This is a genomic window from Streptomyces sp. NPDC047841 (genome assembly GCF_040704085.1).
In the GTDB taxonomy this organism is placed as follows: domain Bacteria; phylum Actinomycetota; class Actinomycetes; order Streptomycetales; family Streptomycetaceae; genus Streptomyces; species Streptomyces argyrophylli.
Genome location: NZ_JBEYRP010000004.1, coordinates 148,188 through 170,628, shown reverse-complemented (window position 1 = coordinate 170,628; position 22,441 = coordinate 148,188). Strand labels below are relative to the sequence as shown.

The following is a 22,441-nucleotide window of genomic DNA, read 5'->3' as shown; positions in this document are numbered from 1 at the left end:
CGGCTACGCACCCGAGCCGCCCGAGCCGCCCGAGGACCCCAACCCGGCCGCCCCGCGCGCCAGTTCCTCGATCCGCCCCCAGTCCCGGGCGACCACCGCATCCGCCGGGACCATCCAGCTCCCGCCCACGCAGCCGACGTTGGGAAGCGCGAGGTACTCGGGCGCGGTCTCCAGCCCGATCCCGCCCGTGGGGCAGAACCGGGCCTGCGGCAACGGCCCGGCCAGCGACCTCAGATACGCCGTACCGCCCGCCGCCTGCGCCGGGAAGAACTTCATCTCCCGCACCCCGCGCTCCAGCAGCGCGACGACCTCCGAGGCGGTCGACACCCCGGGCAGGAACGGCACCCCGGACCCGCGCATCGCCTCCAGCAGCGCCTCCGTCCACCCGGGACTGACCAGGAACCGCGCCCCGTCCGCCGTACACGCGCTCACCTGCTCCGGTGTGATCACCGTGCCCGCCCCGACGACGGCCTCGGGGACCTCGGCGGCGATGGCCCGGATCGCGGCCGGCGCGGCCGGGGTCCGCAGGGTCACCTCGATGGCGGGCAGCCCGCCCGCGACCAGCGCCCGCGCGAGCGGTACGGCGTCGGCGGCGTCGGCGAGCACCACGACGGGCACGACGGGGGCGAGGTCCAGCACGGAGGCAGCCGGGAACGAGGGCAGCGGCGAGGTCATGCGCTCATCGTGCCCAGCGACTGCAATCTCCGCAATGAGCGTTGCGCATGATGCAACGTGATAGGTGTCCCCTCAGTGGACCTCGTCCACCAGCACGTCCAGCGCCCACGGCTTGCCCGCCTTCCCGGGCGCCTCCGCCTCCACGACGTACCCCAGCTCCCGCAGCACCCCCACCAGCTCCGCGGGATCCTCCGGCGCGGCCCCCGCGGTCAGCAGGCTCCGGACGATCCGGCCCTTCGTCGCCTTGTTGAAATGGCTGACGACCTTCCGGGTCGGCGCGTGCAGCACCCGTACCGTCGCCGTGCGCCCGGCCACCTCGCCCTTCGGCCGCCAGGCCGCCGCGTACGCCGAGGACCGCAGGTCGAGGACCAGGCCGTCGGCCGCCGCCTGCGGCAGCACCCCGGCCATCGGCGCCCGCCAGTGCCCGGCCAGCGCCCCGAGACCCGGCAGCCGCACGCCCATCGAGCAGCGGTAGGAGGGAATCCGGTCCGTCACCCGTACGGCGCCCCACAGCCCGGAGAAGACCAGCAGCGAGTCCGCCGCACGGCGCCGCGCCGCCGCGTCCAGCGTGGCCAGGCCGAGGGCGTCGTACAGGACACCGGTGTAGACCTCCCCGGCCGGGCGGGCGCCGGCCGTGCGCAGCCCGGCGTTCTTCGCGACCTCGCCGCGCAGCCCCTCGCTCAGCCCCAGCACCTCGCGGGCCTTCTCCTCGTCACCGGAACACAGCTCGACCAGCTCCCCGAGCACGGCCTCCCGCGCGGCGGTCAGCCCCGGCAGGGACAGCGACTCCAGCCGAAGCGGGGCACCCTCGCCCCCGTTCGCCTTGCCTTCCGAGGGCGGCAGCAGGACCAGCAACACGTACTCCTCACGTAGACCTCCGCGCCAGGGTACGGCGTGACTCCCGTGCCACCTCCGCCTACGCTCGCTCCATGCCCCGCCGCAAGATCCGCGTCACCGGCGCCCCCGAAGCGCCCCTCCGGGCCGCGCTCGCCGCGCTCCGCTCCGAACTCGGCATCCCGGAGACCTTCCCGCCGGAGGTCCTGGCGGCGGCCGAGCGGGCGGCCAAGGACCCGGCGCTGCCGGTGCACGACGCCACCGACATCCCGTTCTTCACCCTGGACCCGCCCACCTCCACCGACCTCGACCAGGCCACCCACCTGTCCCGGCACGGCACCGGCTACCGCGTCCGGTACGCCATCGCCGACGTCGCCGCCTTCGTCGCACCCGGCGGAGCCCTGGACGCGGAGGCGCACCGGAGGGTGACCACCCTGTACTTCCCCGACGAGCGGGTCCCGCTGCACCCCACCGTGCTCAGCGAGGGCGCGGCCAGCCTGCTGCCCGGACAGACCCGGCCGGCCGTGCTGTGGACGATCGACCTGGACGCCCTGGGCCGCACCCTCGCCGTCGACGTGCGCCGGGCCCTCGTCCGCAGCCGGGCCAAGCTCGACTACGCCCACGTGCAGCGGGACATCGACGCGGGGACCGCCGAGGAACCCGTCGCGCTGCTCAAGGAGATCGGCGAGGCGCGGGAACGGCTGGAGGCCGAGCGCGGCGGAATCTCCCTGAACGTGCCCGAGCAGGAGATCGTCCAGCGGGACCACACCTACGCGCTGCGCTACCGCGCCCCGCTGCCCGCCGACCGCTGGAACGCCCAGCTCTCCCTGCTCACCGGCATGGCCGCCGCCGATCTGATGCTCGCCCACGGCACCGGCATCCTGCGCACCCTGCCCACCGCCCCGGACGGGGCCGTCGCACGGCTGCGCCGCACCGCCACCGCCCTGCACATCGACTGGCCGCACCACGTGTCGTACGCGGCCCTGCTGCGCACCCTCGACCCGCACGACCCGCACCACGCGGCCTTCCTCCAGGAGTGCACCACCCTGCTGCGCGGGGCCGGCTACACCGTCTTCCGGGACGGCGAGCCGCCCGCGCTCACCACGCACGCGGCCGTCGCCGCCGCCTACGCGCACTGCACCGCCCCGCTGCGCCGCCTCGCCGACCGGTACGCCTCGGAGGTCTGCCTCGCCGCCGTCGCCGGCCAGGACCCGCCCGACTGGGTGCTCGCCGCGCTCGCCGCGCTGCCCCGGCGGATGGCCGACGGCTCCCGGCGCGCGGGCACGGTCGAGCGGGAGTGCGTCGACATCGTGGAGGCGGCCCTGCTCAAGGACCGGGTCGGGGACGTCTTCGACGGCTGTGTCGTGGACGTGGACGAGCACCGGCCGACCGTGGGCACCGTCCAGGTGCTGTCCCCGGCGGTCATCGGACGCGTCGAGGGCACGAACCTGCCGCTCGGCGAACGCCTGCGCGTCCGGCTCACCCGCGCCGACCCGGGCACGTCGAAGATCCTCTTCGCCGTGGCGTGAGCCGCCCGGAAGAACGCGGCATGGAATGACGGCTTCCGGCGCTGTACGCGGTGAGGGGGCCACGGCGTGGGAAGGGCGCCGGTGGCGGAAGCCGTGGGAGGACGGTCCGATGGGGGAACAGGCGCGCTGGACACGGGCCCGGCTGGGCCGCTGCGGACCCCCGCTCGACCTGCTCACCGCGAGCTTCCGCCGGCACGTCTACGCCCCGCACGCCCACGACGAGTACACGATCGGCGTCTGCGTCGGCGGCTCCGAGATCATCGACTACCGCGGCGGCCACATCCGCACCGGCCCCGGCACCATCGTCGTCCTCGAACCCGGCGAGATGCACACCGGCGGCCCCGGCAACCCCACCGACGGCTACGCCTACCGCGCCCTGTACGCCGAGCCGTCCCTGCTGGCCGACGGCACCCTCGGCGGTCCGCCGCACTTCCGCGAACCCCTCGTCGACGACCCGGCGCTGGCCCGGGCCCTGCGCACCGCCCACACGCGGCTCAGCACCCGCCCCGACCCGCTGGAGGCCGAGTCCGTCCTGCCCTGGGTGCTCTCGGCACTCGCCCGGCGCCACTCCACGGCCCGCCCGCTCGCCGACCGCGTCCCCGGCGCCGACGCCATAGCCCGCACGGTCCGCGACCGCCTCGCCGACGAACTCACCGACCCGCCCTCCCTGGCCCTGCTCGCCACCGACCTCGGTCTGTCCCGCTACCAGCTGCTGCGCGCCTTCCGCACGACGATGGGCATACCCCCCTACGCCTGGCTCGCCCAGCACCGCGTCACCAAGGCGCGGGTCCTGCTGGAGGCCGGCCTGCGCCCCGCCGAAGTGGCCGCCCTCGTCGGCTTCGCCGACCAGGCCCACCTCACCCGCTGGTTCCGCCGGGTGCTCGGGGTGACCCCGGCGGCCTACCGCAACAGCGTTCAAGACAGCCCCGGACCGGGCGGCCGACACTCGGCCGCATGACTGCACGCGGCTGGTTCCTGTTCTCCCTGATGGGAGTGGTCTGGGGCATCCCCTATCTGATGATCAAGGTGGCGGTGGACGCGGTGTCCCCGCCGGTGGTGGTGTTCACGCGCTGTGCGCTCGGCGCGGCCCTGCTGCTCCCGTTCGCCCTCCGCCAGGGCGGCCTCGGCGACGCGGTACGACGTCACTGGCGCCCCATGCTGGCCTTCGCGGTCCTGGAGATCATGATCCCCTGGTTCACCCTGACCGACGCCGAGCGGCACCTGTCCAGCTCGACGGCGGGCCTGCTGATCGCGGGCGTGCCGATCGTCGGGGTGGTCCTGGCCCGGTTCCTGGGCGACACGGAACACCTCGGCGTCCGCCGGATCTCGGGCCTGGCCCTGGGGCTGGCGGGGGTGACGGTCCTCACCCTCCCGCACCTCACCGGCGGCGACGCCCGCTCCCTGGCGGAGGTCCTGGTGACGGTCCTGGGCTACGCCACGGCCCCCCTGATCGCCGCCCGCCGCCTCAAGGAGGTCCCGTCGCTCCATCTGACGGCGGCCTGCCTCACCCTGGCCGCCCTGGTCTACGCACCCGCGGCCGCCCTCACCCGCCCGGCCGCGCTGCCCTCCGCCACCGTCCTGACCGCGCTGGCCGGTCTGGGCGTGATCTGCACCGCCGTGGCGTTCGTGGCGTTCCTGGAGCTGATCAGGGAGGCGGGCCCCACCCGGGCCACGGTGATCACCTACGTCAACCCGGCGGTGGCGGTGGCGGCGGGCGCCCTGTTCCTGGACGAACCGCTGACCCTCCCGGTGCTGGCCGCCTTCGCCCTCATCCTGGCCGGCTCGGTCCTCGCGACGGCCGCGGGTCCCCGGCGCGGCACGCGCCCGGTACCATGGTCGGCACGGCAGACGAGCCGGGCGGACGGCCGCGTGGAGTCCCCTTAAGGGGCTTCCCGAGGAACGTCCGGGCTCCACAGGGCAGGGTGGTGGCTAACGGCCACCCGGGGTGACCCGCGGGACAGTGCCACAGAAAGCAGACCGCCCGGGGCTCCGGCCCCTGGTAAGGGTGAAACGGTGGTGTAAGAGACCACCAGTGCCCAGGGTGACCTGGGCAGCTAGGTAAACCCCGCCCGGAGCAAGGTCAAGAGGGGCCGCCTCTCGCGAGAGGGGCGTCCCTGCGCGGACGATCGAGGGCTGCCCGCCCGAGTCCGCGGGTAGACCGCACGAGGCCGGCGGCAACGCCGGCCCTAGATGGATGGCCGTCGCCCCGGCGCCCGCGAGGGCACCGGGGAACAGAACCCGGCGTACAGCCCGACTCGTCTGCCGCTCTGTTCTTCCGCGGGTCAGCCACAGCGGATCATCGAGGCGGAGTGCCGTCCCTCGGGAGGTGTGCCGTGCGGCTCGCGCGCCGAAGCCGGTGCCACGCTGCCGGCTCGGGCACCGCCCGCCGCTGAGGGCCCGGCGCAACCGCCCGCGACCGCCGCGCCGTCGCCACCGGGTCCCGAGACCACGGAACCGCTCGACACCGCCCGCTGCCGCACAGGCTCACGCGCCGCCCGCTTCGGCGGAGACCCACGCGCCGCCCGCCACTCCCCAGGGCGACCGCCCGCTCACTCCTCGAACAGCGTCTCCTGTTCGCCCTCCGCCCGTTGCCGTACCCGGCGGTTGCGGGCGCCCACCACCAGGGCCGTCGCCGCCGCGGTCACGCCGAGGGCGGCCGGGACCATCCAGCCGCGGTCGAGGACGTGGCCGAGGGCGTGGTCGAGGGAGAGCCGGCCCGGGCCGGTGACGGCGAGGCCGGCCGCGGCCAGGCCGAGGGTCGCCGCGTACTCGTAGCCGCCCTCCTGCGCGAAGAAGCCATGAGGCATGTGCACGGTCGCGGCTCCCGCCATCCCGCCGGCCGCCGCCGCGCCCGCCGCCGGGGTCGCGAGGCCCAGGGCCAGCAGGGTGCCGCCGCCCGCCTCCGCCAGGCCGGACGCCGTCGCGCTCAGCTTGCCGGGCGCGAAGCCGATGGACTCCATGTACTGGCCGGTGCCCTCCAGTCCGTGCCCGCCGAACCAGCCGAACAGCTTCTGCGCGCCGTGTGCCGCCAGTACCCCGCCGGTGCTCAGCCGAAGCAGCAGCAGGCCCACATCTCGTCGGTCGTAACAGGTCACGGTGACTCCCCAGCAGACAGGCGGACACGTCCCTCCCGCGTCCCACCCTCGCACCGCGGACGCCGCCCGGCCCGCCCTGGCCGCCGTTCGGGTGGCGGACCGCCGGCGCGGTGTGAGCCTGACGCCATGACGATTCAGCCGGCCAAGCCCGGCGACCCCGTCGGGCGACCACGGCCGACGACGGCTCCGACCGGGACCTCGCCGAAGGGGCTTGAGGGGGCGCGTCCGCAATAACGCCCGCGGGGGCTTGTGTTCGCGTGCGCTCCAACTCCTAGCTTCCCACCCATGACGACACGGACGCTGGGACGCAGTGGCATCGAGGTGAGCGCGCTCGGTTTCGGGTGCTGGGCCATCGGGGGTGAGCACCAGACAGCCGACGGGCAGCCCGTCGGCTGGGGGAAGGTGGACGACGAGGAGTCCGTACGGGCCGTCCGCCGGGCGCTGGACCTCGGCGTCACCTTCTTCGACACCGCCGACTCCTACGGCACCGGGCACAGCGAGGAGATCCTCGCCAAGGCCCTCGGCAAGCGGCGGGACGACGTCGTCCTCGCCACCAAGTGGGGCAACGTCTTCGACGCGGACACCCGCACGCTCACCGGCACCGACGCCACCCCGGAGTACGCCCGCCGGGCCCTGACCGCCTCCCTGCGCCGCCTCGGCACCGACCGCGTCGACCTCTACCAGCTCCACATCTCCGACGCGGACCCGGCACGTGCCGCCGAACTCCGCGACGCCTGCGAGGAGTTCGTCGCCGAAGGGCTCGTGCGCGCCTACGGCTGGAGCACCGACGACCCCGCGCGGGCCGCCGTCTTCGCCGAGGGCCCGCACTGCACGGCCGTGCAGCACACCCTCAACGTGCTCCAGGACGCGCCGGACGTCGTGGCCCTGTGCGAGCGGCTGGAGCTGGCGAGCGTCAACCGCGGCCCGCTCGCCATGGGGCTGCTCGCCGGGCGGCGCGGCGGACCGCTGGAGGCCGGGGACATCCGCAGCCGGCCGCCCGCCTGGCTGCCGGGGTACGCGGACGACGGCTCCGGCGCCGATCCGGGGTGGCTGGCCAGGATCGACGCGGTCCGCTCCGTCCTCACCAGCGACGGCCGCAGCCTCGCCCAGGGCGCCCTCGCCTGGCTGTGGGCCCGCAGCCCGCGCACCGTGCCCATCCCCGGCTTCCGGACCGTCGCCCAGGCCGAGGAGAACGCCGGGGCGCTCGCGAAGGGACCGCTCACCGCGGCGCAGTCCGCCGAGATCGACCGCCTGCTCGGCAGGTGAGCGGCCCTGGGACCGTACGGGAGGGACCGGTGGGACGGGTGCCGCCGGCACGAGGGTGTCACGCGGATCGTCGGAATTTCATAACGCGGCAAATTCCGTGCCGTCTCGGCCATCAGTTCGTGAAGTCCCTGCTGGACGCGGTGTACGGTCCCCGGGTGCGTGAAAGTTCCCGGCTCAGCCGGCGTGCCGTCCTCGGTTTGACGGCCGCCGCCCTTCCCCTGTCCACGGCCACCTCCGCCGCCGCGGCGACCGTCGTCGGCGGCGAGCGGCTGGCCCGCTCCGGCGTCCAGGTGCGCGGTGCCACCGGGCTGCCCGAGAAGCTCACCGCCCGCTCCTGGCTGGTCGCCGACTGCGAGAGCGGGGAGGTGCTCGCCTCCTTCAACGCGCACCGGCGGCTCGCGCCCGCGTCCACGCTGAAGATGCTGTTCGCGGACACCGTGCTGAAGAGGTTCGACCGCACCGAGCGGTACCGGGTCACCGACGCCGACCTCGCCGACATCCCGGCCGGTTCCAGCCTCGTCGGCATCAAGCCCGGCCTCACCTACACCGTCGAGCAGTTGTGGCAGGGCGTGTTCCTGCGCTCGGGCAACGACGCCGTGCACGTCCTGTCCCACATGAACGGCGGCGTCGCGAAGACCGTCGCCGAGATGCAGGCCAAGGCCGCGGACCTCCAGGCCCGGGACACCCATGTGGTCAGCCCCGACGGCTTCGACCACAAGGGGCAGCTCTCCTCGGCGTACGACCTCACGCTCTTCGCCCGCCACGGCCTGAAGGACCCCGACTTCCGTGCCTACTGCGGCACGCGGACCGCCGACTTCCCGGCGGGCGGGAAGAAGACCTTCCAGATCCAGAACACCGACCGCCTGCTGACCGGGTCGTGGGGGCTGAAGACGTACGACGGCCTGATCGGTGTGAAGAACGGCTACACCAGCCATGCCGGGAACACCTTCACCGGCGCGGCGACCCGGGGCGGGCGCACCCTGCTGGTCACCGTGATGCATCCCGGCGCGGGCGGCAACGCCGTGTACGAGCACACCGCCGCGCTGCTCGACTGGGGCTTCACCCACGGGCGTTCGGCGCAGCCGGTGGGCCTGCTGGTCGAGCCGCTCAGCGCGGGCGGGGCGAGCGCGGCCCCGGTGCCCGCGCGGAAGCCGGTGCGGGCGGCGGCCGGCGCGTCCGGCTCGGTGTCCGGCGGCGGCTCGGGCCAGCGGATCGCGGAGGGCGCCGCCGGGGCGCTCGCGCTGCTGGGGGCGGGAGCCTGGACCCTGCGCAGGCGCCGGGCACGGACGGCGGGGGCGGCGGCGGGCGAGGCGGCGGAGACGAGGCGCGGGCACCGGCGCCGGCGCTGACCGGGGTGCCGGGGCCGAACGGCCGTACCGCCCGCTCCGCCGGCGAACCCGCCGTACGCCGATATGTGGCGGCGGTCGTTCCACCGGCCGGTGTGTACCCCGCGGTCCGCCGCGAGGTCCACCCCCAACTCCCGTCCGGTGGAACGGCCGCCGCCTCCCCCCTGGCAGTGGCCGCGGAACCCGTGTGCTCCAACTGTGAAGCTTTGGTGGAGAAAAGTTGAGCACATGTCATCGATCGACCGCAATAGCGCGGATGTTCAAATTCCGTTTGCCGGGGCGGGGGAGTGCGCCTCAGCCCCGCCCGATGTACGGCATCGTCGTCGCCAGTACCGTCGCGAACTGCACGTTCGCCTCCAGCGGCAGCTCCGCCATGTGCCGTACCGTGCGGGCCACGTCGGCCACGTCCATCACCGGCTCCGGGACCACCTCCCCGTTCGCCTGGAGCGCGCCCGTGCCCATCCGGGCCGTCATGTCCGTCGCCGCGTTGCCGATGTCGATCTGCCCGACCGCGATGCGGTACGGCCGCCCGTCCAGGGACAGTGACTTGGTCAGGCCGGTCAGCGCGTGCTTGGTCGCCGTGTAGGCGACCGACCGCGGGCGGGGCGCGTGGGCCGAGACGGAGCCGTTGTTGATGATCCGGCCGCCCTGGGGGTCCTGCTCCTTCATCCGCCGGTAGGCAGCCTGGGCGCACAGGAACGCGCCGTTCAGGTTGGTGTCCACCACGTGCCGCCAGGCGTCGTAGGGCAGTTCCTCGACCGGGACCCCGCCGGGGCCGAAGGTCCCCGCGTTGTTGAACAGCAGGTCCACCCGGCCGAACCGGTCCACGGTCGCCGTGAACAGCGCCTCGACGTCCTCGGGCCGTGACACGTCGGTGGGTACGGCGAGCGAGGCCGCCCCCGGCACCAGCGCCGCCGTCCGCGCCAGCGGCTCCGCGCGCCGGCCGGCCAGCGCCACCGACCAGCCGGCCCGCAACAGCTCCACGGCGACGGCCCGCCCGATGCCGGAGCCGGCCCCGGTCACCACCGCGATGTTCGATTGCCTGTCAGTCATGGTTCCGCAGCGTAGGCGGGAAGTCCGCCATGCGGAATCAGGTGTCCGCCATACGGTTACCCGGCGAGGGCGACCGCCTCGTCATCCGCCGTCTCCTCCCCGGGGTAGCGCACCCCGATCCGCTCCCGCACCGCGTCCAGCGTCCGCATCACCGCGAGCGTGCCCTCCAGCGGCACCAGCGGCGACTCCTTCTCACCCGCCCGCACCGCCCGCATGACCTCCACCGCCTCGTGCCGCATGCTGGTGCGCGGCCCGTCGGCCGGGTCGGCGGCGAACTCCTCCGGGTCACGGCCGTCACGATGCAGCACGAACCGGTCGGGATGGAAGAAACCGGACGGGATGTCGATCCGGCCGCGTGAACCGGTGACCGACGCCGTGACCGCCGTACCGCCGACGATCGAGCAGTGCAGCGAGGCCAGCGCGCCGCTCCCCCAGGACAGCACCGCTCCCGTCTGGAGATCGACGCCCTCGGCCGACAGCACCGCGCTCGCGGCGACCCCGTCCGGCTCGCCCAGCAGCAGCTGCGCGAACGACACCGGGTACACGCCCAGGTCCAGCAGCGCCCCGCCGCCCAACGCGGGGTCCCGCAGCCGGTGCGCCGCCGGGAAGGGACCGGCCAGGCCGAAGTCGGCGTGCACCGTGCGCACCTCGCCGATCGCCCCGTCGTCCACCAGCGCCTTCAGCCGCCGGACCAGCGGGTTGCAGTACATCCACATCGCCTCCATCAGGAAGCGGCCGTGCTCCCGCGCCAGCGCGACGAGTTCCTCCGCCTCGCGCAGGTTCAGCGTGAACGGCTTCTCGCACAGCACGTTCCGGCCCGCCGCCAGGCACAGCCCGGCCGCCGCCCGGTGCGCCGCGTGCGGAGTGGCGACGTACACCACGTCGACGTCCGCGTCCGCCGCCAGGGACTCCCAGTCGCCGTACGCCCTCTCCACCCCGAACCGCTCGGCGAACGCCTCCGCCGACTCCCGGCGGCGCGACGCCACCGCCACGATCTCCGCGTCCGGCAGATCGACCAGATCCGCCGCGAACGCCGCCGCGATCCCGCCCGTCGCCAGGATTCCCCAGCGCACGTTCTCTCCCGCCATCCCCGCCCTCGCTCATCCGTGCCTCGGCAGTGTGTACGAGCTGAGAGCATAGGTGCCGGTCGTGCCGACGACACCGATGTCAGAGCAGCACGAGAAGCCGAAGAAGCCAGAACAGCCGGGGAAGCAGGGGGGCACATGCCGGACCACGCGGCGGCACCGACACCGGAACAAGGGCAGCGGCCCACCTCCGCCCCCGTACCGTCACCGGCCCGCGCACCACGCAGCACCGGACCGCTCGTCACCTTCCTCCTCGGCGGCCTCACCGCGACCACCCCGCTCGCGATGGACATGTACCTGCCCTCGCTGCCGGAGGTCACCCGCTCGCTGGACGCCCGCGCCGTCACCGTCCAGCTCACCCTCACCGCCTGCATGGCCGGACTCGCGCTCGGCCAGCTGGTCGTCGGCCCCCTCAGCGACCGCTGGGGCCGGCGCCGCCCGCTGCTCGCCGGACTCGCCGTCTACCTGGCCGCCACCGCCCTGTGCGCCCTCGCACCCACCGTCGAGACGCTGATCGCCTTCCGGCTGGTGCAGGGCCTCGCCGGCGCGGCCGGAGTGGTCATCGCCCGGGCCGTCGTGCGCGACCTGTACGACGGCGTCGCCATGGCCCGCTTCTTCTCCACCCTCATGCTGATCTCCGGGGCGGCCCCCATCGTCGCGCCGCTCGTCGGCGGGCAGATCCTGCGGGTGACGGACTGGCGGGGCGTGTTCCTGGTGCTCACGGTGGTCGGCGCCGCGCTCACCGCCCTCGTCTGGGTCCGGCTACCGGAGACCCTGCCGCCGGGCGAACGGCACGACGGCGGAACCGGCGAGGCCCTGCGGGCGATGCGCGGCCTCCTCGCCGACCTGCCCTTCACCGGCTACATGCTCGCCGGCGGCTTCGCCTTCGCCGCGCTGTTCGCCTACGTCAGCGCGTCCCCCTTCGTCGTCCAGGAGATCTACGGCGCCTCCCCGCAGACCTTCAGCCTGCTGTTCGGCCTCAACTCCGTCGGCCTCGTGGCCGTCGGCCAGTTCAACGGCAAGGTGCTGGTCGGCCGGGTCAGCCTGGACAAGGTGCTCGCCTGCGGCCTGGCGGTGATCGTGCTCGCCGCGACCGCCCTGCTGCTGATGGCCACCGGCGCCTTCGGCGACACCGGCCTCCTCCCCGTCGCCACCGCCCTCTTCGTCCTGATGTCCGCGATGGGCGTCACCCTGCCCAACGCCCAGACCCTCGCCCTGCTGCGCACCCGGCACGCCGCCGGCTCCGCCTCCGCGCTGCTCGGCACCTCCTCCTTCCTCGTCGGCGCGGTCGCCTCCCCCCTCGTCGGCGTCGCCGGGGAGCACACCGCCGTCCCGATGGCCGTCGTCCAACTGGCCGGAGCGCTGGTCGCCGTGGCCTGCTTCGTGGGAATGTGCCGTCCCTGGGCGGTGGCACGGGGAACCACCCGTGCCGGGTCGGAGGGAGACGAGAGCTGAGCGCACCGAGACTGCGCGCCGGCACAGCGGAACGGGCCGGGCTCGACCCCGTGGAACTCGGGCACCTGGTCGACGAGGTGCACGCCCTCACCGCCGGCGAGCGCCCCTGGGCGTCCGGCGCCGTCGTCGTGGCCGGCCGCGGACCCGTGATCGCCGTGGCCGAGGCCGCCGGCTGGGCCGTGCGCTACGCCGCCCACGACCCCGGCACCGGCGCCGGCGTGGAACTGCCGCCCGCCGCCCGGGTCCCGGCCACCGTCGACACCCCCTTCGACCTGGCGTCGCTGACCAAGCTGTTCACGTCCGTCGCCGCCGTGCAGCAGATCGAGCGCGGCACCGTCGGCATGGACGCCCGCGTCGGCGACTACCTGCCCGACTTCCACGCCGTCGCCGCGCACCGCGTCACGGTGCGGCAACTGCTCACCCACACCTCCGGCCTGCGCCCCGAACTGCCCCTGTACGACTGCCCGGACGACGCCACCCGGCTCGACCTGCTGCGCGCCGAGGCCCCGTCCGGGGAGGTGGGCCGGTACGGGTACTCGGACCTGAACATGCTGCTGCTCCAGTTCGTCCTGGAACGCGTCACCGGGCGCACCCTGGACGTGCTCGTGCGGGACTGCATCACCCGGCCGCTCGGCATGACCGCCACCGCGTTCGGGCCCTGCCCCGGCGCCGCGGCCACCGAGGACCAGCGGCGTCCGTGGGCCAAGGCCGACCGGGGGATGCTGCGGGGCGTGGTCCACGACGAGAACGCCTGGGCGCTCGGCGGGGTCGCCGGCCACGCGGGCCTCTTCTCCACCGCGCCCGACCTGGCCGTCTTCTGCCGCGCCCTGCTCGCGGGCGGCTCCTACGGCCCCGCGCGCATCCTCGGCCCCGACCACGTGGAGCTGCTGTTCACCCCGCCCGGACTGGGTTTCCACCTGGACCAGCCGTGGTTCATGGGCGAGCTGGCGGGCCGGGGCGCGGCGGGCCACACCGGCTTCACCGGCACGGCCCTGGTCCTGGACCGGGCGACGGACACCTTCCTCGTGCTCCTGGCCAACACGGTCCACCCGAAGCGCCGGCCCCCGGACAGCGGTCCCCGAGCGAGGCTGGCGACACGCTTGGCGAGAGCCGTCATCTGAGAACCACCCGAGCCGGGTGGGCGGGCAGAGGTGCCGGAGCCCCCAGCGGGTCGGTACCGGTGCCGGGTGCCACGGAGTGTCCCCCGGAGGGGCCGGGCGCCGTAGAATCGCCAGGTGAACGACCCCCTGCGCACAGCCCTGGCCGAGCTGCTGGACGGCCTGCCCCCCACGGAGGTCACCGCCGCCGTGGACCGGCTGATCGCCAGCTACCGCGGCGACACCCCCACCCACGCGCCGATCCTCCGCGACCGCGCCGACGTGGCCGCGTACGCCGCCTACCGCATGCCCGCCACCTTCGAGGCCGTGCACCGCGCCCTGGAGGCGTTCGCGGCGACCGTCCCCGACTGGACCCCCGGCAGCCACGCCGACGTCGGCGGTGGCACCGGCGCCGCCACCTGGGCCGTCAGCGCCACCTGGCCCGGCGAGCGCGGCGTCACCGTGCTGGACTGGGCCGAACCCGCCCTCGCCCTCGGCCGGGAGATCGCCGCCGCCAACCCGGCCCTGCGGGACGCCCGCTGGCAGCGCGCCCGGATCGGCAAGGACCTCACCCTGGACGCCACCGACCTGGTCACGGTGTCGTACGTCCTCAACGAACTCGCCGAGGCCGACCGCGCCGCCCTCGTCGACGCAGCCGCCGGCGCCTCGCGGAGCGTCGTGATCGTCGAGGCCGGCACCCCGGCCGGCTACGCGCGCGTCATCGAGGCCCGCGACCGGCTCGTCCGGGCCGGCTTCCGCATCGCCGCCCCCTGCCCGCACAGCGCCGCCTGCCCCATCGCGCCCGGCACGGACTGGTGCCACTTCTCCGCCCGCGTCGGCCGCTCCTCCCTGCACCGCCAGGTCAAGGGCGGCTCACTGGCGTACGAGGACGAGAAGTTCTCCTACGTCGCCGCGACCCGGCTGCCCGCCGAGCCCGCCCCCGCCCGGGTGGTCCGGCGCCCGCAGATCCGCAAGGGGCAGGTGCTGCTGGACCTGTGCGAGACCGAGGAGCGGCTGCGCCGCACGACGGTCACCAAGCGCCACGGCGACCTGTACAAGGCGGCCCGGGACGCGGACTGGGGCGACGCCTGGCCGCCGTACGACCCCGCGTCCTGACGGGTGTCGTGGCCGGCCCCGCCGCTTGTTACTTTCGACTCCATGGTCAGCAAGCCCGCACCCGACGCCACCCGCCGCAGCGAGAAGTCCCGCCGGGCCATCTACGCCGCCGCCCTCGCCCTGGTCGGGGAGGTCGGGTACCCGAGGACCACCGTGGAGGCCATCGCCGCACGGGCCGGGGTCGGCAAGCAGACCATCTACCGCTGGTGGTCGTCCAAGGCGGACGTCCTGCTGGAGGCCTTCCTGGACCTCGCCGGGCAGGCGGCGCGGGCGTCGGGGCAGGACGTGAACGCCCTCCCGGACACCGGTGACCTGGCCGCCGACCTCAAGGCGGTGCTGCGGGCCACGGTGGACGAGCTGTTCGACCCGCGCTTCGAGGCGCCGGCGCGGGCGCTGGCCGCGGAGGGCGTCGTCAACGAGCAGCTCGGCCGCGAGGTCGTCGCCAAGCTGCTGGAACCGCAGCTCCAGCTGTACGTCGCCCGGTTGCGCTCGGCCCAGGACGCGGGGGCTGTACGCGCCGGCGTCGACCCGCGGATCGCGCTGGAACTGTTCGTCTCCCCGCTCGCGCAACGCTGGCTGCAACGCAGCGGACCGGTCTCGTACGCGTACACGGACACCCTCGTCGAGTACGCCCTGCACGGCATCGCGCCGCGCTGAGCCGCCCCCGCCGAACCGCCCGCCCACCCGCCGGTGACCGCCGGCCACTCGCCCGCGGCGACCCCCGAGGCACGCGAAGGCGGGACGATGAGGCATGCTGTCCGCACAGCAGCGAGGCGACCACGGACCGAGGGGATAGATGAGCGAGACGTTCGGCGGCCGGAGCGGCCGGCAGGGCAAACTCTCCCAATGGCTGCTCGGACGCCGCCCGAAGGAGGCCGCCGCCGACGACAGCGGCCGTGAGACCCTGCTGCTCGCAGCCGCCGCGGCGGGCCTGCCCCTCGCCCCCGCCGCGCACCCCGCCGACGGCTACCGCTGCTCCTGCGACCGCGTGGGCTGTCCCACTCCCGCCCGGCACCCGGTGTCGTTCGCCTGGCAGACGCAGTCCACCACCGACCGCGCCCAGATCGAGCGCTGGGCCCGGCACCAGCCGGCGGCGAACTTCATCACCGCCACCGGCATGGTGCACGACGTGCTGGACGTGCCCCTGGCGGCCGGCCGCGAGGCGCTGGACCGGCTGCTCGGCTCCGGTGTCGAGGTCGGCCCGGTCGCCGAGAGCGACGACGGCCGCATGCTGTTCTTCACCCTCACCCGGGGCACCCCCGAGGACGAGGACGAGTGGTGGCCCTGTGAGCTGGACTGCCACCCCGAGACGATGGACGAGCATCCCGGGCTGCGCTGGCACTGCCGGGGCTCCTACGTCCTCGTACCGCCCGCCCGGCTGCCCGGCGACGCCGACCAGCGGGTGCGCTGGGTGCGCGGCCCGGAGCATCCGCTGCCGGACCCGCTGAGCCTGCTGGAGGCACTGACCGACTCCTGCGCCCGGCACCCGGGCACCGAGCCCGGCCACCACGGCACGGCCTGGCCCCTGCACCGCTGACGGCCGGTGCGCCCCCCGGTCCCGCGCTTCCTGCCCGCCCTACTCGCCCTGCGCGGACGTCAGCCCCTGCACCCGCCCCAGCATCCGCACCGGGCCGCTGCCGGCCGGGTCGAGCACGGCCTGGTTGGCGATCGACTCCAGCGTCAGGGACTGCTTCACCTCGCCCTTGGTCAGGGCCCGCACGTCCTTGTTCGGGACGGGCACGGTGGCGCCCGTGTAGGCGGTCTGCTTCTCGTAGTGGTGCGTGGTGAAGAACACCAGCGCCCCGCCGTCCGCCGTGCGCAGCGCGAGCGGCGCGTAGTCGCCGTGGGTGAGCGGTTCGTCGATGAACTGCCGGACCAGACCCGGCTTCTCGGCCTCCTTCGCACGGCCCGCGCGCAGCCCGCTGGTGTCGCGCCCGTCCGCGAAGGTCTTCCCGCCGTTCTTCAGGTAGTCCGCGTACGCCTGGCTCAACTCGTCAGGGCGGACGGCCAGTCCGCCGGTCGCGGCCGGTACGGCCTCGGCCCGGCCGTCCTCGTCCGTCCTGAACTCGGGGACGGTGCCGGGGGCCATGAGCGTCAGATAGCTCACCTGCCAGCGCTCGCCGAGGTCGCCGCGGGTGAAGACCAGCACCCAGCGGTAGGCGCCGCCCTTGTTGCCCCGGGCGTCGGCGACGAACCAGCGGGGCCAGCCGGCCTTCTCCGGGATCGTGATCTTCACGTCCGTCAGCGTCAGCGGGGTGTGGCCGGCGTTGCCCGACGGGCTGTTGACGTGCCCGGCCCGCAGCCGGGCGGAGTCGATGTCGGAGAGGGCGCCGGTGACGTAGGGAGCGTCCAGGGAGCTGTCGTAGGCCTTGTCGGCCCGGTTGTAGGCGTCCGTGAACGCGGTGACCGCCTTGGCGGCCTCGGCACGGGTGGCGGCGGGAACCACCACCCGCTCGCCGTGCACCACCACGCATCCGCTCGCGGTCAGCGACAAAGCGGTCAGCGAGGCCGCTATGAGTGCGTTCCGGTCACGCCTGCGAAGCCGCCGACGGCTGCGTTCCCTGGTCATCGGGCTCCTTCACCTTCCCCTTCCCGGAGGCGAACCCTACCGGGGAGAGGAACAGCGCGAGCACCGGGACCAGGTACAGCGCCCACACCGTGACCTGAAGGACCGTCGGGTCCGGCTGGAAGTTGAACACGCCCTTCAGCAGGGTGCCGTACCAGCTGTCCGGCGGGATGGCGCCGCTGATGTCGAAGGCGAGATCGGTCAGGCCGGGGATCCAGTCGGCCTCCTGGAGGTCGTGGAAGCCGTACGCCAGCACGCCCGCCGCGACCACGACCAGCATCCCGCCGGTCCAGGTGAAGAACTTGGCCAGGTTGATCTTCAGGGCGCCCCGGTAGAACAGCCAGCCCAGCAGCACCGCCGTGGCGAGGCCGAGGGCGACGCCGACCAGCGGGCGCGGGGTGCCGTCGCTCGCCGCGTGCACCGACGCCCACACGAACAGCGCGGTCTCCAGGCCCTCCCGGCCGACCGCGAGGAACGCCGTGGCGACCAGCGCGCCCGTGCCCAGGGCGAGGGCGGCGTCCAGCTTGCCGTGCAGCTCGGACTTCAGGTGCCGGGCGGTGCGCCGCATCCAGAACACCATCCAGGTCACCAGGCCGACGGCGACCACCGACAGGGAGCCGCCGAGCGCCTCCTGCGCCTGGAACGTCAGCTCCTGCGAGCCGAACTCCAGGGCGCAGCCGAAGCCCATGGCGATGGCGATCGCGATGCCGATGCCGATCCAGATCGGCCGCAGGGCGTCCTTGCGGCCGGTCTTGACCAGGTAGGCGATCAGGATGCAGACGACGAGCGACGCCTCGAGTCCCTCGCGCAGGCCGATCAGGTAGTTGGAGAACACGGGCTATGCCCCCTTCGAGAACAGCGTGCGGCCCCACCAGTCACCGGAGTCCCGGACGCCGGGCGGGATCGCGAAGACCGCCGAACCCACGTGCTGGATGTACTCGTTGAGCGCGTCGTGCGCGGCGAGCTTGCGCTGGAGCGGGATGAAGCCCTTGCGCACGTCCCGCTGGTAGGCGAGGAAGAACAGTCCCGCGTCCAGGCGGCCGAGGCCGTCGGTGCCGTCGGTGAAGGAGTAGCCCCGGCGCAGGATGGTGATCCCGTTGTTGGAGTCGGGGTGCGCGAGCCGCACGTGCGCGTCGGGCTTCATCGCCTTCAGGAACGGCTCGTCGTGCTCCTTGGCCTTGCCGACCGGGGCGCCCTCGCGCTTGTCCCGGCCGAACACGTCCTCCTGCTCCTGCAGCGAGGCGCGGTCCCAGGTCTCGATGTTCATGCGGATGCGCCGGGCCACCAGGTACGAGCCGCCGGTCATCCAGTCGGGCCCGTCCTCCTCGCCGGCCCACACGAACTTCTCCAGCCGATCGGTCTCGGTGCCCGCGATGTTGCGGGTGCCGTCCTTGAACCCCATGAGGTTGCGCGGGGTCTGCGCGCCCGGGGTGGTCGAGGAGGTCTTGCCGAAGCCGAGCTGGGACCAGCGGATGGCGACCTTGCCGAAGCCGATCCGGGCGAGGTTGCGGATGGCGTGCACGGCGACCTGCGGGTCGTCGGCGCAGGCCTGCACGCACAGGTCGCCGCCGGTGCGGGACCTGTCGAGGTTGTCGCCGGGGAACTGGGGCAGGTCGACCAGGGCCTCGGGCCGCCGGTCCGCCAGCCCGAACCTGGTGAAGAGCGAGGGGCCGAACCCGATGGTGAGCGTCAGCCGGGACGGCTTCAGCCCGAGCGCCTCACCGGTGTCGTCCGGCGGGGCCTCGGCGAGCCCGCCGTAGGCGCCCTCGCCGACGGCCTTCCCCGCGGTCATCCGGCGGGCCGCGGCCGTCCAGTCCTTGAGCATCTGGACGAACTGGTCGCGGTCGTCGGTCTTCACGTCGAACGCGGCGAAGTGCAGCCGGTCCTGCACCGGGGTGGCGATGCCGGCCTGGTGGGCGCCGTGGAACTCCACCGCGCCGCCGGTCTCGGCGGCGGCCGGGTCCATGTCGTCGCCCGTCCTGGCCATGGCCGCGGCCCCGCCGGCCGCGGCGGCCCCGAGCGCGAGCCCGGCACCGCCCCAGCCGATCAGCGCGCGGCGCGACGGGCCGGCCTTGGTCTCCTGGGTCTCGGTCATCGCCTCTGCCCCCTCGTCTACTTCACGACCGCGGCGGCGAGCTTGGACAGCGGCTCGGCGAGCGCGTTCACCGCGTCCGACAGCTCCTTGCGCTGGTCCTTGGTGACCTTGTCGTAGGACACGAAGTCGTAGGACGTCTTGTCCGTGCGGTACTTGTCGAGCAGCGTGTCCAGCGCCGCGAACTGCTTGTCGAGTTCCTTGGTGAGCGCGGGATCGTTCTTCGCGGCGACCGGCTTCAGCAGCTCGTACGCCTTCTGGGCGCCCTCGACGTTGCCCTTGAAGTCGACCAGGTCGGTGTGGGCGTAGCGGTCCTCCTCGCCGGTGACCTTGCCGGTGGCGACCTCGTCCAGCAGTTCCTTGGCGCCGTTGGCCATGGAGGTCGGGGTGATCTCCGCCTTGCCGACCCGGCCCTGCCAGTCCTTGAGGTCCGTCAGCAACTGGTCGGCAAGGGTCTTCTCCTCGGCGCCGATCTTCTTGTCGTGCCACAGGGCCTTCTCCAGCCGGTGCCAGCCGGTCCACTTCTGGCCGGACTCCAGGCCGTCCTCGCGGACGTCGACCTTCGGGTCGATGTCACCGAAGGACTCGGCGACCGGCTCGGTGCGCTCCCAGCCGAGCCGGGAGAGGCTGTAGGCCTTCTTCGCGGCCTCCAGGTCGCCGTCCTTGACCGCCTTCACGAAGGTCTCGGCCTTCGGCAGCGTCTCGTCGGCCTGGTCCTGCGCGTACTGGCGGTACTCGGCGACCGCCTGGTCCAGCTTCGGGTTCCGCTTGGCGGCGCCGGCGCCACCGGTCACGGTCAGCTTCTGCCGGACGCCGTGGCCCTTCATGCCGGGCCGGCAGGCGATCTCGTACGAGCCGGCCTTCACCTCGGCGGTGAGCGTGTACTTGGTGCCCGGACCGATGTTCTCCTTCTCGGAGACGATCCGGTCGTCCGGGAACAGGATCTCGACCTCGGTCGCCTTCGAGCCCTTGTTCTCGATCTTCAGCGTGACCTGGCCGGCCGGCACCGACGTGCTGGAGGTCTCGCACTTCGCATCGGCGGCCGTGACCTGTATGGCGTCACCGTCCTTGGCATCGCTCTTCGCGGTGCAGGCCGAGAGGGCGGTCAGAGCCGCCGCGGTGGCGGCGGCGGTGACGGTCAGTCGGACGGCGCGCATGCAGGCTCCAAGCGGATCTAGTCTGGTGAGGCTGCCCTAACTTACATGAGGCTACCCTCACTCGTACCCCCGCCTCCCGTGATTCGGATCTCATGGAAAGATCATGAAGCGGTCGCCCGGGCCGCGGTGCTTCAATTCCCCGGTGACTGAATACGACGTACTCCGCGTCTTCTGCGGGCCGAACGGCGGCTACGGCAACGAACTGGGCGTGGTCCGCGACGGCTCGGTGCTGCCCGAGCGGAGCGACCGGCAGGCGCTGGCGGCCAAACTCGGCTTCAGCGAGACCGTGTTCGTGGACGACCCCGAGCGCGGAGTGATCGACATCTACACCCCCACCCTGCGCCTGCCCTTCGCCGGCCACCCCTGCGTGGGCGCGGCCTGGCTGCTCGACGTGCCCGAACTCGTCACCCCCGCCGGGGTCGTGGGGACCCGCCTGGACGGCGAGTTCACCTGGATCGAGGCCCGCGCGGAGTGGGCGCCCCCGCGCACCCTGCGCCAGTACGCGAGCGCCGCCGAGGTGGACGCCCTCGACGTGCCGCCGCCGGGGGAGTGGATCTACGCCTGGGCCTGGGAGGACGAGGCGGCCGGGCGGATCCGGGCCCGCGCCTTCCCCGGGCGCGTCGATGAGCGCGGCGACAGCCGCTCCGGTGGAGCCGGTGCTCGCGCCGGGGGTGTCGAGGAGGACGAGGCCACCGGCGCGGCGGCGCTGCTCCTCACGGACCGGCTGGGCCGGGCGCTGAACATCACCCAGGGCAAGGGCTCCCAGCTCCTGACCGCCCCCCAGCCGCACGGGTGGACCGAGGTCGGCGGACGGGTCCGCCTGGAGCGCTGACGCGTGCGCGCGTCCGGGGGATCGCCCGGGACCCCGTTCGGGTGGATTCACGGGTGCGCGCGACGGCCGGCGGGGGCGAACGGGGACCTCTGGGCGAGACCACTCCGCCTCCCTGAGAGGAGCACCATGCGCATCAGATCAGTCCTGGCCGCGACCGCCCTCGCCGCCGCCCTCGCCGCGTCCGGCGCCACGACGGCCAGTGCCGCCCACCACGACGAGAAGACCGACGACGAGGCCGTGTGCAGCCCGTACGCCGGCACCCTCACCTCGCTGGAGAACCACCTGACGTGGTCGGGCGCCCACTGCAGCGACTACCTGCGCTGATCCGGCCCGGGTCCCCTCCCGTGCGCGGCGGGGGACCCGGTCGTACCGCGCTCAGGGGAGGGTCAGGATGTCCGCGCCGGTCTCCGTCACCGCCAGCGTGTGCTCGAACTGCGCGGTCCGCTTGCGGTCCTTCGTCACGACCGTCCAGCCGTCGTCCCACATGTCGTACTCGTGCGTGCCCAGCGTCAGCATCGGCTCGATCGTGAACGTCATCCCCGGCTGCATCACGGTCGTCGCGTGCGGGCTGTCGTAGTGCGGGATGATCAGCCCGGAGTGGAACGCCGTGCTGATGCCGTGCCCGGTGAAGTCCCGCACCACGCCGTAGCCGAACCGCTTGGCGTACGACTCGATGACCCGGCCGATGACGTTGATCTGCCGGCCGGGCTTCACGGCCTTGATCGCCCGGTTCAGCGCCTCGCGGGTGCGCTCCACGAGCAGCCGCGACTCCTCGTCCACGTCACCGACCAGGTAGGTGGCGTTGTTGTCGCCGTGCACCCCGCCGATGTACGCCGTCACGTCCAGGTTGACGATGTCGCCGTCCCTGAGGACCGTCGAGTCCGGGATGCCGTGGCAGATGACCTCGTTGACCGAGGTGCACAGCGACTTGGGGAAACCCCGGTAACCGAGCGTGGACGGGTAGGCGCCGTGGTCGCACATGTACGCGTGGGCGACCTTGTCGAGCTGGTCCGTGGTGACCCCCGGCGCGATCAGCTTCGCGGCCTCCGCCATCGCCCGCGCGGCGATGCGGCCGGCGGTCCGCATCGCCTCGACGGTCTCGGGGGTCTGCACCTCCGGCCCGGTGTACGGCGCCGGCGCGGGCTTGCCGACGTACTCGGGGCGGCGGATGTTTCCGGGAACCGGACGGGTGGGGGACAGCTCCCCCGGTACGAGCAGCGACTGGCCAGACATGCAAGCGAGT

21 protein-coding genes, 1 other RNA gene and 1 pseudogene are annotated in these 22,441 nt (G+C 73.8%); 13 read left to right on the top strand and 10 right to left on the bottom strand.

All coding sequences use genetic code 11. The annotated features are described in order from the left end of the window. Positions 1–3: 3 nt before the first annotated feature. Positions 4–675 carry a bifunctional 4-hydroxy-2-oxoglutarate aldolase/2-dehydro-3-deoxy-phosphogluconate aldolase gene (gene eda, locus AB0947_RS07590; protein WP_366749331.1) on the bottom strand — a complete coding sequence of 224 codons (672 nt, stop codon included), beginning with the start codon at positions 673–675 and terminating at the stop codon, positions 4–6. Between the two features lie 72 nt (positions 676–747). Further along, complete coding sequence (gene yaaA / locus AB0947_RS07585; RefSeq protein ID WP_366749569.1) at positions 748–1,530, bottom strand: peroxide stress protein YaaA; 783 nt, start codon at positions 1,528–1,530, stop codon at positions 748–750. A gap of 74 nt (positions 1,531–1,604) precedes the next feature. On the opposite strand from yaaA, the gene AB0947_RS07580 reads away from it, so the two are divergent. The 4 genes and pseudogenes from AB0947_RS07580 (at position 1,605) to rnpB (ending at position 5,300) form a co-directional block, all read left to right on the top strand. After that, positions 1,605–3,038, top strand: a complete 1,434-nt coding sequence (locus tag AB0947_RS07580; protein ID WP_366749330.1) for an RNB domain-containing ribonuclease — start codon at positions 1,605–1,607, stop codon at positions 3,036–3,038. A gap of 109 nt (positions 3,039–3,147) precedes the next feature. Continuing rightward, a complete protein-coding gene (locus tag AB0947_RS07575; RefSeq protein ID WP_366749329.1) occupies positions 3,148–3,996 on the top strand; it encodes an AraC family transcriptional regulator in 849 nt (282 codons plus the stop codon). Continuing rightward, positions 3,993–4,772 (top strand): annotated as a pseudogene (locus tag AB0947_RS07570) (EamA family transporter); the annotation flags it as partial. The gene AB0947_RS07575 and the pseudogene AB0947_RS07570, both read left to right, overlap by 4 nt. 115 nt (positions 4,773–4,887) lie before the next feature. Beyond that, an RNA gene (gene rnpB, locus AB0947_RS07565) (RNase P RNA component class A) lies at positions 4,888–5,300 on the top strand. Between the two features lie 287 nt (positions 5,301–5,587). Here rnpB and AB0947_RS07560 read toward each other — a convergent pair. Further along, positions 5,588–6,133: a DoxX family protein gene (locus AB0947_RS07560; protein WP_366749328.1), complete on the bottom strand. Its 546-nt coding sequence runs from the start codon at positions 6,131–6,133 to the stop codon at positions 5,588–5,590. A 285-nt stretch (positions 6,134–6,418) separates the two neighbouring features. Between AB0947_RS07560 and AB0947_RS07555 the strand changes: the two genes are divergently transcribed. After that, positions 6,419–7,399, top strand: coding sequence for an aldo/keto reductase (locus AB0947_RS07555; RefSeq protein ID WP_366749327.1), 981 nt, complete (start codon positions 6,419–6,421; stop codon positions 7,397–7,399). Between the two features lie 155 nt (positions 7,400–7,554). Next, positions 7,555–8,748: a serine hydrolase gene (locus tag AB0947_RS07550; RefSeq protein ID WP_366749326.1), complete on the top strand. Its 1,194-nt coding sequence runs from the start codon at positions 7,555–7,557 to the stop codon at positions 8,746–8,748. 291 nt (positions 8,749–9,039) lie between these two features. Here the strand turns inward: AB0947_RS07550 and AB0947_RS07545 are convergent, their stop codons facing one another. Both AB0947_RS07545 and AB0947_RS07540 read right to left on the bottom strand, forming a co-directional pair. Next, complete coding sequence (locus AB0947_RS07545) at positions 9,040–9,798, bottom strand: SDR family oxidoreductase (protein WP_366749325.1); 759 nt, start codon at positions 9,796–9,798, stop codon at positions 9,040–9,042. Between the two features lie 56 nt (positions 9,799–9,854). Next, positions 9,855–10,886 carry a Gfo/Idh/MocA family oxidoreductase gene (locus AB0947_RS07540; RefSeq protein ID WP_366749324.1) on the bottom strand — a complete coding sequence of 344 codons (1,032 nt, stop codon included), beginning with the start codon at positions 10,884–10,886 and terminating at the stop codon, positions 9,855–9,857. Positions 10,887–11,021: 135 nt separating this feature from the next. Here AB0947_RS07540 and AB0947_RS07535 point away from each other — a divergent pair, with 135 nt between their 5' ends. The 5 genes from AB0947_RS07535 to AB0947_RS07515 all read left to right on the top strand — a co-directional run bounded on the left by AB0947_RS07535 (position 11,022) and on the right by AB0947_RS07515 (position 16,088). Then, entirely contained in the window at positions 11,022–12,338 is a 1,317-nt protein-coding gene (locus AB0947_RS07535) for a multidrug effflux MFS transporter (protein WP_366749323.1), read from the top strand. After that, a complete protein-coding gene (locus AB0947_RS07530) occupies positions 12,284–13,459 on the top strand; it encodes a serine hydrolase domain-containing protein (RefSeq protein ID WP_366749568.1) in 1,176 nt (391 codons plus the stop codon). The genes AB0947_RS07535 and AB0947_RS07530 overlap by 55 nt, the downstream gene beginning before the upstream one ends. Before the next feature lie 114 nt (positions 13,460–13,573). Then, the gene (locus AB0947_RS07525) at positions 13,574–14,551 is read left to right on the top strand and encodes a small ribosomal subunit Rsm22 family protein (protein ID WP_366749322.1); all 978 of its coding nucleotides are present in this window, start codon (positions 13,574–13,576) and stop codon (positions 14,549–14,551) included. A gap of 42 nt (positions 14,552–14,593) precedes the next feature. Beyond that, positions 14,594–15,208 (top strand): TetR/AcrR family transcriptional regulator, encoded by a 615-nt coding sequence (locus AB0947_RS07520; RefSeq protein WP_366749321.1) that lies wholly within the window; start codon positions 14,594–14,596, stop codon positions 15,206–15,208. Positions 15,209–15,347: 139 nt separating this feature from the next. Further along, complete coding sequence (locus tag AB0947_RS07515) at positions 15,348–16,088, top strand: bifunctional DNA primase/polymerase (RefSeq protein WP_366749320.1); 741 nt, start codon at positions 15,348–15,350, stop codon at positions 16,086–16,088. Between the two features lie 39 nt (positions 16,089–16,127). On the opposite strand, the gene AB0947_RS07510 is transcribed toward AB0947_RS07515, so the two are convergent. From AB0947_RS07510 to efeO, 4 genes are read right to left on the bottom strand one after another with little or no spacing between them, the layout of a single operon-like run. Beyond that, a complete protein-coding gene (locus tag AB0947_RS07510) occupies positions 16,128–17,120 on the bottom strand; it encodes a hypothetical protein (RefSeq protein WP_366749319.1) in 993 nt (330 codons plus the stop codon). Continuing rightward, entirely contained in the window at positions 17,080–17,952 is an 873-nt protein-coding gene (gene efeU, locus AB0947_RS07505; RefSeq protein WP_366749318.1) for an iron uptake transporter permease EfeU, read from the bottom strand. The genes AB0947_RS07510 and efeU overlap by 41 nt, the downstream gene beginning before the upstream one ends. 3 nt (positions 17,953–17,955) lie before the next feature. Continuing rightward, the gene (efeB, locus tag AB0947_RS07500) at positions 17,956–19,212 is read right to left on the bottom strand and encodes an iron uptake transporter deferrochelatase/peroxidase subunit (RefSeq protein ID WP_366749317.1); all 1,257 of its coding nucleotides are present in this window, start codon (positions 19,210–19,212) and stop codon (positions 17,956–17,958) included. Between the two features lie 17 nt (positions 19,213–19,229). Next, positions 19,230–20,366: an iron uptake system protein EfeO gene (efeO, locus tag AB0947_RS07495; RefSeq protein ID WP_366749316.1), complete on the bottom strand. Its 1,137-nt coding sequence runs from the start codon at positions 20,364–20,366 to the stop codon at positions 19,230–19,232. Between the two features lie 142 nt (positions 20,367–20,508). Here efeO and AB0947_RS07490 point away from each other — a divergent pair, with 142 nt between their 5' ends. After that, complete coding sequence (locus tag AB0947_RS07490) at positions 20,509–21,198, top strand: PhzF family phenazine biosynthesis protein (RefSeq protein WP_366749315.1); 690 nt, start codon at positions 20,509–20,511, stop codon at positions 21,196–21,198. A gap of 126 nt (positions 21,199–21,324) precedes the next feature. Next, positions 21,325–21,522: a hypothetical protein gene (locus tag AB0947_RS07485; protein WP_366749314.1), complete on the top strand. Its 198-nt coding sequence runs from the start codon at positions 21,325–21,327 to the stop codon at positions 21,520–21,522. A 51-nt stretch (positions 21,523–21,573) separates the two neighbouring features. On the opposite strand, the gene map is transcribed toward AB0947_RS07485, so the two are convergent. Then, positions 21,574–22,431 carry a type I methionyl aminopeptidase gene (map, locus tag AB0947_RS07480; RefSeq protein ID WP_366749313.1) on the bottom strand — a complete coding sequence of 286 codons (858 nt, stop codon included), beginning with the start codon at positions 22,429–22,431 and terminating at the stop codon, positions 21,574–21,576. Between the last annotated feature and the right edge of the window lie 10 nt (positions 22,432–22,441).

What these genes read in the sequence shown, in the direction of transcription:
- eda (WP_366749331.1), bottom strand. Translation starts at nt 675, where the DNA reads ATGACCTCGCCGCTGCCCTCGTTCCCGGCTGCCTCCGTGCTGGACCTC.
- AB0947_RS07580 (WP_366749330.1), top strand. Translation starts at nt 1,605, where the DNA reads ATGCCCCGCCGCAAGATCCGCGTCACCGGCGCCCCCGAAGCGCCCCTC.
- AB0947_RS07575 (WP_366749329.1), top strand. Translation starts at nt 3,148, where the DNA reads ATGGGGGAACAGGCGCGCTGGACACGGGCCCGGCTGGGCCGCTGCGGA.
- AB0947_RS07555 (WP_366749327.1), top strand. Translation starts at nt 6,419, where the DNA reads ATGACGACACGGACGCTGGGACGCAGTGGCATCGAGGTGAGCGCGCTC.
- AB0947_RS07545 (WP_366749325.1), bottom strand. Translation starts at nt 9,798, where the DNA reads ATGACTGACAGGCAATCGAACATCGCGGTGGTGACCGGGGCCGGCTCC.
- AB0947_RS07540 (WP_366749324.1), bottom strand. Translation starts at nt 10,886, where the DNA reads ATGGCGGGAGAGAACGTGCGCTGGGGAATCCTGGCGACGGGCGGGATC.
- AB0947_RS07535 (WP_366749323.1), top strand. Translation starts at nt 11,022, where the DNA reads ATGCCGGACCACGCGGCGGCACCGACACCGGAACAAGGGCAGCGGCCC.
- AB0947_RS07520 (WP_366749321.1), top strand. Translation starts at nt 14,594, where the DNA reads ATGGTCAGCAAGCCCGCACCCGACGCCACCCGCCGCAGCGAGAAGTCC.
- AB0947_RS07515 (WP_366749320.1), top strand. Translation starts at nt 15,348, where the DNA reads ATGAGCGAGACGTTCGGCGGCCGGAGCGGCCGGCAGGGCAAACTCTCC.
- AB0947_RS07510 (WP_366749319.1), bottom strand. Translation starts at nt 17,120, where the DNA reads ATGACCAGGGAACGCAGCCGTCGGCGGCTTCGCAGGCGTGACCGGAAC.
- efeB (WP_366749317.1), bottom strand. Translation starts at nt 19,212, where the DNA reads ATGACCGAGACCCAGGAGACCAAGGCCGGCCCGTCGCGCCGCGCGCTG.
- efeO (WP_366749316.1), bottom strand. Translation starts at nt 20,366, where the DNA reads ATGCGCGCCGTCCGACTGACCGTCACCGCCGCCGCCACCGCGGCGGCT.
- AB0947_RS07485 (WP_366749314.1), top strand. Translation starts at nt 21,325, where the DNA reads ATGCGCATCAGATCAGTCCTGGCCGCGACCGCCCTCGCCGCCGCCCTC.
- map (WP_366749313.1), bottom strand. Translation starts at nt 22,431, where the DNA reads ATGTCTGGCCAGTCGCTGCTCGTACCGGGGGAGCTGTCCCCCACCCGT.